At 56.1% G+C, this 9,987-nt stretch carries 10 protein-coding genes and 1 pseudogene; 10 read left to right on the forward strand and 1 reads right to left on the reverse strand.

Annotation, left to right across the window (positions count from 1 at the left end; translation table 11 throughout):
• Positions 1-135 precede the first annotated feature (135 nt).
• From ilvB to KJ653_06875, 6 genes and pseudogenes are all read left to right on the forward strand, one after another.
• A complete protein-coding gene (gene ilvB / locus KJ653_06850) occupies positions 136-1,821 on the forward strand; it encodes a biosynthetic-type acetolactate synthase large subunit (GenBank protein ID MBU0685545.1) in 1,686 nt (561 codons plus the stop codon).
• Complete coding sequence (locus KJ653_06855; GenBank protein MBU0685546.1) at positions 1,822-2,184, forward strand: acetolactate synthase; 363 nt, start codon at positions 1,822-1,824, stop codon at positions 2,182-2,184.
• A 16-nt stretch (positions 2,185-2,200) separates the two neighbouring features.
• Positions 2,201-3,181 (forward strand): annotated as a pseudogene (gene ilvC / locus KJ653_06860) (ketol-acid reductoisomerase).
• Between the two features lie 92 nt (positions 3,182-3,273).
• Positions 3,274-4,050 carry a fumarylacetoacetate hydrolase family protein gene (locus KJ653_06865; GenBank protein MBU0685547.1) on the forward strand — a complete coding sequence of 259 codons (777 nt, stop codon included), beginning with the start codon at positions 3,274-3,276 and terminating at the stop codon, positions 4,048-4,050.
• A 23-nt stretch (positions 4,051-4,073) separates the two neighbouring features.
• Entirely contained in the window at positions 4,074-4,997 is a 924-nt protein-coding gene (locus tag KJ653_06870; protein MBU0685548.1) for a branched-chain amino acid transaminase, read from the forward strand.
• A gap of 36 nt (positions 4,998-5,033) precedes the next feature.
• A complete protein-coding gene (locus KJ653_06875) occupies positions 5,034-5,366 on the forward strand; it encodes a hypothetical protein (GenBank protein MBU0685549.1) in 333 nt (110 codons plus the stop codon).
• Here KJ653_06875 and KJ653_06880 read toward each other — a convergent pair.
• Positions 5,363-6,211 (reverse strand): protein-glutamate O-methyltransferase CheR, encoded by an 849-nt coding sequence (locus KJ653_06880; protein MBU0685550.1) that lies wholly within the window; start codon positions 6,209-6,211, stop codon positions 5,363-5,365. The genes KJ653_06875 and KJ653_06880 overlap by 4 nt on opposite strands.
• Before the next feature lie 211 nt (positions 6,212-6,422).
• Here KJ653_06880 and KJ653_06885 point away from each other — a divergent pair, with 211 nt between their 5' ends.
• The 4 genes from KJ653_06885 to KJ653_06900 all read left to right on the forward strand — a co-directional run.
• On the forward strand, positions 6,423-8,345 hold the full coding sequence (locus KJ653_06885) for a methyl-accepting chemotaxis protein (protein ID MBU0685551.1): 1,923 nt from the start codon (positions 6,423-6,425) through the stop codon (positions 8,343-8,345).
• A gap of 37 nt (positions 8,346-8,382) precedes the next feature.
• On the forward strand, positions 8,383-8,853 hold the full coding sequence (locus KJ653_06890; protein ID MBU0685552.1) for a chemotaxis protein CheW: 471 nt from the start codon (positions 8,383-8,385) through the stop codon (positions 8,851-8,853).
• A gap of 1 nt (position 8,854) precedes the next feature.
• On the forward strand, positions 8,855-9,220 hold the full coding sequence (locus tag KJ653_06895) for a response regulator (protein ID MBU0685553.1): 366 nt from the start codon (positions 8,855-8,857) through the stop codon (positions 9,218-9,220).
• A gap of 9 nt (positions 9,221-9,229) precedes the next feature.
• Positions 9,230-9,987 (forward strand): response regulator (locus KJ653_06900; protein ID MBU0685554.1); only part of this gene is annotated, 758 nt, incomplete at its 3' end.

Below are 9,987 nucleotides of genomic sequence, written 5' to 3' on the forward strand. Positions count from 1 at the left end.
GTCCGCTGGACAAGGTAAGTTGGTGCCTATTCTCGTCGTGCTAGGGGTCCTTGTCGACCTGCGGATCTTGCGCCCGTAATGGACACGATGGATTTCGGGGGTGTCCGTGCGGGCGAATGAAGGAGTGTGTAGAGGATGAAAGGTGCTAGGGCCGCTGTGGAGTTGCTCGAGAAGCAGAACGTGCAGGTGATGTTCGGCATTCCAGGCGGAGTCCTGCTCCCGTTCTACGACGAGCTCCTGCAATCCGACATAAGGCATATACTGGTGAGGCACGAGCAGTGCGCAGGCCACATGGCGGACGGTTACGCGCGCGTCTCCAAGAAGCCGGGAGTATGCATTGCCACATCTGGCCCGGGAGCGACGAACCTTGTCACAGGTGTTGCCACGGCGTTCATGGATTCGTCGCCGATCGTCGCCCTAACTGGACAGGTCGCTACGAATGTGCTCGGGAACGATGCGTTCCAGGAGGCCGACTCGTTCAGCCTCATGATGCCCATCACAAAGCACAATTTCAGGGTGACTGACCCAACGGTCTTCGCCGAGACCATGAAGAAGGCCTTCCTCATCGCGACTACTGGAAGATACGGTCCAGTTCATGTGGACATCCCAGTAGACATATTCAACGCCGAGATCACGGACGAGCAGATGAACAAGGAGGTGAGGGTGCCGAAACCCAAGCGGAATCTCGCAGGTCTGCTTGATGCCATCAAGCTGCTCGAGAAGGCAGAGAGGCCCACGATAATGGTTGGTGGGGGAGTAACGTGGTCTCGGGCCGGACCAGAGATCACTCGCCTTGCTGAGATGCTGATGGCGCCGATAGTCACTACCTTGATGGCGAAAGGCTCCGTCCCGGAGAACCACCCACTTGTCTTGGGCGTGTGCGGAATGCATGGACGCCAAGTAGCGAACTATGCGCTGAACAACTGCGACGTGCTGCTCGCCATTGGCACCAGGTTCAGTGACCGTGTGACTGGTAAGCTCAGCGAGTTCGGCGCGAAGACGAAGGTCGTGCATGTGGACATCGATTCCTCTGAGATAGGCAAGAACGTGAAGGGCAGAGTCGGTCTCGTGGGAGACGCATGGACCGTCGTGAACGCCTTAATCGCAGGACTCCAGAAAAGAACGAAGTCAGGGACGTGGAAGGACAGGATAATCGAGCTCAACAAGGAGTGTACCTGTGATTTCGACCTCCGCTCTGACCCGCTCAAACCACAGAAGGTCATTCACGAGCTCTCCAAGAACCTCCCGAACGACGCCATCGTCACGACCGAAGTGGGCCAGAACCAGATGTGGGCGGCTCACTTCTTCAAGTGCTACGGGAAGAGGATGTTCATAACATCCGGCGGGCTAGGGACGATGGGGTTCGGGTTCCCTGCAGCCATAGGCGCAAAGATCGCTCGTCCTGAGAGCGTTGTTGCTGACATCGCAGGCGACGGCAGTCTGCAGATGGTGTCGCAGGAATTCGCCACAGCCGTCGAGAACGACATTCCAGTGATGATCTGTCTGCTGAACAACGGATGGCTGGGCATGGTCAAGCAGTGGCAGAAGCTCTTCTACGGCTCAAGGTACATGGCAACGAAGTTCGCGGGGACAACCCCGGACTTCGTCAAGCTAGCGGAGGCCTACGGGGCGGAGGCGATAAGGGTGGAAAGGCATTCCGAGGTGGCCGAGGCGATCCAGAGAGGCGCGAAGGCCGATGTTCCCTTCCTGATCGACTTCATGGTGGACCCTGAAGAGGATGTCCTGCCAATGACGCCACCGGGGAAATCCACCAGCGAATGCATCAAGGGCAGGTGCATATGGAAAGGCGGGGTGTGCTGAATGGAAGTAATGATGATGTTGGTGTACGACCAGCCGGGTGTGATGCAACGGGTCATGGGCGAGTTCAACCGAAAGAGGATAAACGTTGAGACGATTGTGGTCGGGAAGTGCGAGATGCCCGAGAGGGCCAGGATAGTCCTCTCAATCGAGGACAGGGAGAAGGCTCTTAGTGTGATCGAACACCTGAGAGCGCTCCACGAGGTCATCGAGGTGGACCTGGTCGACACCTCCAGACACGAGGCGTACGCTCTGCTCTACAGCAAGGAGGGCATGTGCCGTGTCACAGGGACTGTGGAAGAGGTCGACATCATCGTGAAGAAGAGCCAGCCGGAGAGATACATACAAGCAATGAATGCGATTTGATTGGGAGTGTGCAGTGATGGCCAAGATATACTATAACAAGGATGCGAACCTCAATGTCCTTAAGGGCAAGCGGGTAGCCGTCGTGGGATATGGAATACAGGGGAGAGCACAGTCGCTGAACCTGCGGGACAGCGGTGTGGATGTCGTCTTGGGACTCGGCATAAAGGATGAGACATGGAAGAGGGCCAAGGCGGACAAGATGAAGATCATGAGCATCTCGGACGCCGTCAGAAGCTCGCACCTGGTAATGGTCCTGATACCTGACGAGGTCCAGAAGGACGTGTACGACAAGCACATCGCACCCAACCTGAGAAAGGGCATGGTCCTTGACTTCGCGCACGGGTTCAACATACATTTCAAGAGGATCGTCCCTCCGAAGGACATCGATGTCATCATGGTGGCACCGAAGGGTCCAGGCGCCCTTGTCAGAGAGACATTCCTGGCGGGGATAGGTGTGCCCGCTCTGATCGCGGTGCACCAGGACCATTCAGGAAACGCCAAGAAGTACGCGTTGGCGATCGCCAAGGGACTCATGGCAACAACGAGGGGCGTCATCGAGACCACCTTCAAGGAGGAGACCGAGACCGACCTGTTCGGAGAGCAGGTGGACCTCTGTGGAGGAGCTAGCCAGCTCGTCAAGACCTCCTTTGAAGTCCTGGTCGAGGAAGGCTACCAGCCTGAGATCGCATACTTCGAGGTGCTCCACGAGCTGAAGCTCATAATCGACCTGGTCCAGAAGGGCGGCATCGAGGGGATGTGGGACGGCGTTTCGAATACGGCTGAATATGGCGGACGGACACGAGGTCCCATGATCATCGACGACCGCGTGAAGTAGAAGATGGCCAGTATCCTGAAGGACATCCAGTCCGGAAAGTTCGCCAAGGAATGGGTCGCCGAGCGAGACTCTGGAATGCCGACTCTCACCAGGCTTCGGAAGGAAGGCGAGAAGTCTCAGATAGAGGTCGTTGGGAGACGAATAAGGAAGATGTTCAAGTAGTAGCTTCGTCTCCGCTTCTGGTCTGATGCAAAAGTAATACATAAGGGGTTTCTGCTCTCTCGGTTCGAACAGGTGACCATGTGACCAGTCCCATGACCTCGCACTTCAAGCTGGGCAAGTTCACAAGACAGCGCGAGATCTTCGTCGGCGAGGTCGTTGGGAACAGTGTGTACGAGACCGATGCTTGTTGCATGATGGACGCGATCAGTCACGGCGCGAAACGCTCCACGAACAGGCACCCAGTGTCCGACTTGAGAGTCCTTGCACCGGTCGACAGGCCCTCCAAGATCATCTGCATTGGCCTCAACTACAGGAGCCACATCAGAGAGATGAAGTGGGAGACACCGAAGGTTCCAGTGATCTTCTCCAAACCGTCGTCAGCCATCATAGGACCAGGTGATGACATCGTCATGCCACCGGCCTCGAAGAGGGTGGATTTCGAAGGTGAGTGTGCGGTGGTGATCGGCTCGAGGGCGAGCCACGCGAAGAACGGCAAGAGACACATCTTCGGATACACATGCCTGAACGACGTGACGGCGCGGGACCTCCAGAAGACCGATGTCGACTGGACGCGCGCAAAAGGGTTTGACACCTTTGCCCCGATAGGTCCCTACATATCGAGCAAGGCACCCACGACCGTCACTACGAAGCTGAACGGAAGGATCGTCCAGGACTCGCCGCTCTCCGACAGGGTATTCGACGATGCTGCACTTGTCGAGTACATATCCACCATCATGGTGCTCGAACCAGGAGACATGATCGCCACTGGCACGCCATCAGGGATAGCGCCCATGAATGAGGGAGACATCGTCGAGGTGGAACTTGATGGCGTCGGAAACCTCATGAACCAAGTAGTCAAATCGCCATAGACCCAAGAGGAGATTGAAGGAACATGAACATCCAGCCCACCGAGAAGATCTGGAAGAACGGGAGCCTGATTGCATGGAAGGATGCGACCGTGCACGTGCTCACGCACGGCCTGCACTACGGTACCGGCGCCTTCGAAGGCATCAGGTGCTATGGCACAGAGATGGGACCGGCCATCTTCAGGCTCAGGGAGCACATGGTCAGGCTCCACAACTCGGCCAAGGCGATCAACATGAAACTGCCGTACTCGGCGGACGAGCTGTGCAAAGCTACCAAGGAGACCGTCAAGGTGAACAAACTGGAAGCATGTTACATCCGTCCAATTGCGTTCTACGGCGTTTCGGGGATCGGCGTCAACCCCCTTGGGTATCCGGTCGAGGTGTTCATAGTTGCGTTCCCGCTGGGAGCATACCTCGGAGAGGACGGGCTCAAGAACGGCATACGGGTGCACACTTCATCGTGGCACAGGGTAAGCAACGGCTCGGTCCCTGCCACAGCGAAGGTGTGCGGAAACTACCTGAACGGCGCGTTGGCGGTCATGGAGGCGAAGCTGAACGGCTTCGAAGAGACCATCATGCTGAATGACCTGCACATGGTGGCGGAAGGGTCAGGGGAGAACATATTCCTGGTGACAAAGAACAAGATACTGACCCCGCCCTTGAACGCCGGCATCCTTCCCGGGATAACCAGGGATTCGGTGATGGCGCTGGCGACTGACATGGGATATGACGTCTCCGAGCGGAACTTCTCAAGGAGCGAGCTCTATCTAGCCGACGAGCTTTTCTTTACCGGCACCGCAGCAGAGGTCACGCCGATACGAGAAGTGGACAGGAGAGCGGTTGGCGACGGCAGACCTGGACCGATCACAAAAGCCATCCAGACGAGGTTCCTGGACATAGTCAAGGGGAGAGACAACAAATACGTCGCCTGGCTCGACCCGGTGAAGTGACCTCCTTCGGCTTGAAGCAAGTATTAAATACGGTCTATGCCAATACTTCGTCTGACGATTGTCATACGCGGAGATGGGATGAGCATGGCGTATTCAAACATGATGCGATTCGTGAGCCAGGCAGAGAAGGAAGGAGTCACTTTGGCAGACGTGTTGACCAGGACGCTATCTGCGAAGGACCTTAATGAGATACAGGCCGATCTTGTAGAGGAGCTGAGCTCCAACTACAGAAACATCGAGGATTTCATGAGCGATGTCTCAGTACCCAGCATCGACGAGATCTTAGCCATGGACCAGGAGGATCAGGCTGGGCTGCAGTCCGTATCCGGGCGAGTGCTGTCTGACGACAACCCTCTAGAATGCGACTAGGCTTTGGCACCACCCACTGGATGGACCTTCTTCTTGAGTATTCTGTGCTCCAGATCAACCACCTCAAAGCTGTCTCTCGGAGCACCCATGAGGGTTTCTGTCTTGCCCAGCATAAGGTATCCGTCCCGGGACAGTGCGTGGTAGAGGTTCATCACGACCTGTTCATGCATCGCTCTCGAGAAGTAGATCATCACGTTTCTGCAGACGACAGCGTCGAAGTACTTCGAGCTTGGGGTGTCCAGCAGGTTCTCCCTAGTGAATCTTACAACCTTCCTCAGAGATTCACCGACCTCGTATGCATTCCCGTGCTTTTGGAAGTACTCAGCAAGGTATTTCTCAGGCACCCCCCTGACCTCTTCCTTTGTATATGATCCGGACTTGGCCTTTGCCAGGGCTTTTACTGAGATATCAGTGCCTAGGATGGTAACCATCGGAATCCTGCCGAGTGTGCATTTCTTCAGCGCCTCGTTCACGCATATGGAGAGGGTATAGGTCTCCTGACCGGAGGCGCAGCCCGCGCTCCATATCCGAAGGAGCCCGCCGCTTGCGCTCTTGGATGAGACCAATGGCAACAAGACCTTCGCGGACCACGCCTCGAATGCCCCCTTGTCCCTGAAAAACTCCGTGACGTTGATCGACAGAGCTCCCAGAAGCTCGTTGGTCTCCTCCTCGCTACGAAGAAGGAGTCTCAGGTAGGTCGAATGATTGGCGCAGCCCGACCTTCCGATTCTCCTCTTTATGCTCCTCATCATGAAAGACGGGGAGTAACCCGACATGTCAATACCACGGGACCTGAAGAGGTGCCTCATGACCTCCGTGACCACCTGACTGTCATCGGTTTCCATGCGATTCGCTCATGGCCCTGTGCCCTAGATATGCCTTCGCTGGCAAAAGCGCCGTTTTCATGTAGCCAGACTGCCGTGGCTACCAACCTTGAATCTGTAGTCGGCATATATTAATATGGCGCAGATGGATTTTGACAGCCAGCAAGAGTCCTTTCCAGGGAATCTGCATTCAGCTGGAAGGCTATTGCTGGACTCGAAGCCAGGTGATGAATTGAAGCTAAATCTAACAGCCAAAATCGTGGCTTGGGTGCTGTGCCTGTCTCTGATACCGATCGCGGTCGTCAGCTACATCTCGATCGAGGGACTTTACAGCATACAGGATGATGCAGGTATACTGCAGGACCAATCGATGGTCGTTGTCTCGGAGATTGCCAGCGGAGCCAACGAACTGGCGGCTTCGCAACACTCATTCATGAAATACGTCCTCGGATACGGAGATACCGCGGTGTCACAGAACTACAATGACATGGTCAACCACCAGGCGGTGTTCTCTCAATTCCTGAGAGACTACAGAAACAGATACTCGTTGACCGCGCTAGACGACCTCGGCAAGATTGTCACGGACCAGGGAAGGCAGGATCTGATTTCCTCAGAATCGGCTGCATACGCGGAGATTAGCATCCGATGGACGAACTACACAGATGACACCTCGAGTGCGATCCAGCTGCTGAATGCGAACAATTCCGAAGCTGCACACGACAAGGCTGAGAGCGCGTCCGCACACATGGAGGACATCAACAACAACATGGCGGACCTTATTCACATCAACTCGGAGGCTGCAGCCCTGATGACTGTCGTCATCGATCAGACGGTTCAGAACTGGATACTCTGGACTTTCATCGCCATAGCCGCAGTCGCTATAGTCATTCCAATCATGGCCTTCATGACTCTGTCCAGAATCACGAAGACAATCAGCGCAGTGTGGAAGGCTGCGAAGACGATATCCGAAGGCAACTTCAGGACGCGTCTCGAGATCAAGACCGGAAACGATGAAGTTGGCGACCTGGTAAGGGCAATGAACTCGCTCATCGACAATACGTCCCAGCCGCTCATCGAACTGACCGAGAGCGCCCAGGCAATAGCTGCTGGAGATCTGTCCAAAGAGATCGCGGTCGAGGGCAAGGGCGATCTCGCGAAGCTAGTCGCTGCGTTCAAGCAGATGCAATCCAATCTATCCGGACTCACGAAGGAGCTCAGGACGGCGTCCGAATCGCTCAGAGAATCCTCAGCCGCCTTTGCTGAAACTATCGGTCACATGACCGAGAGCACGCAGCAGGTGTCATCCTCAGTAACACAGGGCACCAGGAGCACGCAGACGGAATCCGCCAGGATTGACGAGATGGTCGAGATGCTGGCCGAGCAGACGAAAGCAATCTATGATGTCGTGCAGAGCGCCCAGAACGCAGCCGGAGCTTCGGCCAACGCAAGCGAGGTCGCGCAGAACGGGAGCAAGTCCGCCCAGAACTCTCTGGAGAAGATGAACTCGCTCCTGAAGAATGTCGAAAGCACCTCCGACGCGATGAAGCAGCTTTCGAAGAAATCCAAGGAGATCTCGCAGATCGTTGCCATCATCACGAACATAGCTCATCAGACCAACCTCCTGTCCCTAAACGCGGCTATCGAGGCGGCCAGGGCGGGAGAGCAGGGGAGAGGATTTGCTGTAGTTGCAGACGAGGTCAGGAAGCTCGCGGAGGGCTCTAGGAAGGCAGCAAGCCAGATACAGCAGCTCATCGAGCTCGTGGAGACCGACATAGAAGACACCACAGAGAAGATGGACCACACGATGAAGGACGCGTCCGAGAGCTCGAGGACGATCTCTGAGTCGCTGAAGTCACTTGAGGACATCGCCGCGACGGTGCAGGAGACCGCAGCTATGGTCGAGGAGATCAGCGCTTCGACGGAGGAACAGAAGGCGCTGACCGAGAGCCTCGCAAAGTCGCTGGACGAGGTCGCGTCCATCGCCAGGGAGAACTGGCAGTCCGCAGAGGGCATATCCGTGTCGTCGGAGAACCTGGCAGCTGGGATGGAGGAGCTGACCGCGTCGGCCCATGAGCTGGCGGAGCTGGCAAAGAATCTGAACGAGATCACCAAGCAGGTGGATTCCTCGAAGGCCAGCCAGGCCCCGGAAAAATGAGGCTGCAACTCTTGAAGATGCGAGGTTTGGTAACTTGATGTCCGAAACCGATTTGAGGCAGTTCGTGGTCTTCAGGCTCGGGAAGGAAGAATACGGGTTCGATATCTCCATCGTCAGGGAGATACACAACATGGAGGAAATCGCCAAGGTCCACAGGAGCGCTTCGCACATCGAGGGCGTGATGAACCTCCGAGGGAAGCTGCTCACTGTTGTTAACCTTAGGACCAGGTTCGGCATGGACCCAATGCCTGCCGGCGAGGGCAACCCGAAGATCGTGGTTGTGGACGCCTCTGATGCCCCCGTCGGTTTCCTGGTCGATGAAGTAGTTGAGGTCGTGAGGATAGGAAACAAGGCGATAGAGAAGGCACCCGCATACGTGACGAGCGGTATCGAGGCGCAGTATGTTACGGGCATCGCGAAGCACGACGAGAGACTCATAACCCTCATAGACCCCCTCAAGGTTCTAGATCTGTCATGTGATGAAGAAAACCGTCCGGGAGTGAGGTAGAATGGCGAAGATAATGGTGGTAGACGACTCCGAGTTCATGCGTAAGGTCCTGAGGAACATCCTGGAAGCAGGAGGACACAAGGTGATCGAGGCGAAGAGCGCCGACGAGGCCTACGAGAGGTTCCTCAAGGAGAACCCCGATGTGATCACCATGGACATCGTGATGCCTAACAAGGACGGAATCGAGGCAGTCAGAAGGCTGAAGGAGGCCAGAGGCAAGGTGAAGATCATCATGATATCCGCTCTGGGCCATCAGAAGACCGTGATGAGATCCCTTGAGGCGGGAGCTGTCGATTTCATAATCAAGCCATTCACTGCCGACGACGTCCTGGAATCCGTCAATGCCGTTCTGCAGATGGAGATCTAGGGGTGGCGGATGCCTGAGAAGATCAGTGCCCTCATAGTCGACGACAGCGCATACATGCGTGTCGTGTTGAAGGACATGCTGGAGTCAGACCCGGATATCTCAGTCATCGGTACGGCCAAGGACGGGTTGGAGGCCATAGACAAGGTCAAGGCGCTCATGCCGGACGTCGTGCTACTGGACATCCAGATGCCCAGAATGGACGGTGTGGCGACCCTGCAGAGGATCATGAAGGAAGCGCCGACGAGAGTCATCATGCTCAGCGCGATGGACAAAGTTGACACTCAGCTTCCCCTGAAGGCGTTGGAGATGGGCGCTGTCGATTTCATATCAAAACCGAGCGGCCCGGTCTCCATCGACATTGTGAACTTCGCGGACGCGATCATACAGGTTGTCAAGGGCGTCGCGGATGCGAAGGTGGAGGTGCTCAAGAAGGCCCATGCACCCCTGCCGAACAAACTCAAGTACCTTCGGAAGGACGCGCTCATGGGAACGAAGGTGATCGTCCTAGCCGCGTCCACCGGCGGGCCGAGAGCTCTCGAGGTCGTCTTTGCGGCTCTCCCACGCGAACTCCCCGCTTTCATTTTCATCGTTCAACACATACCCAAGGACTTCTCCGCATCCTTTGCGAAGAGACTCGACGCCGCAAGAGGACCTAAGGTAGCCATGGCATCTGACGGGCTCATGGCCGAGAAGGGCGTCGCGTACCTCGCCCCCGGAGGGAAGCACATCAGGATTGGCTGGAAGGGCGCGACCACGCTTATCATGAA

This window comes from Candidatus Thermoplasmatota archaeon (assembly GCA_018814355.1).
Lineage (GTDB): Archaea > Thermoplasmatota > Thermoplasmata > UBA10834 > UBA10834 > COMBO-56-21.

Coding starts and splice junctions, on each gene's coding strand:
- KJ653_06870 (MBU0685548.1), top strand. CDS start 4,074: ATGAACATCCAGCCCACCGAGAAGATCTGGAAGAACGGGAGCCTGATT.
- KJ653_06895 (MBU0685553.1), top strand. CDS start 8,855: ATGGCGAAGATAATGGTGGTAGACGACTCCGAGTTCATGCGTAAGGTC.
- KJ653_06865 (MBU0685547.1), top strand. CDS start 3,274: ATGACCTCGCACTTCAAGCTGGGCAAGTTCACAAGACAGCGCGAGATC.
- ilvB (MBU0685545.1), top strand. CDS start 136: ATGAAAGGTGCTAGGGCCGCTGTGGAGTTGCTCGAGAAGCAGAACGTG.
- KJ653_06880 (MBU0685550.1), bottom strand. CDS start 6,211: ATGGAAACCGATGACAGTCAGGTGGTCACGGAGGTCATGAGGCACCTC.
- KJ653_06855 (MBU0685546.1), top strand. CDS start 1,822: ATGGAAGTAATGATGATGTTGGTGTACGACCAGCCGGGTGTGATGCAA.
- KJ653_06890 (MBU0685552.1), top strand. CDS start 8,383: ATGTCCGAAACCGATTTGAGGCAGTTCGTGGTCTTCAGGCTCGGGAAG.
- KJ653_06875 (MBU0685549.1), top strand. CDS start 5,034: ATGCCAATACTTCGTCTGACGATTGTCATACGCGGAGATGGGATGAGC.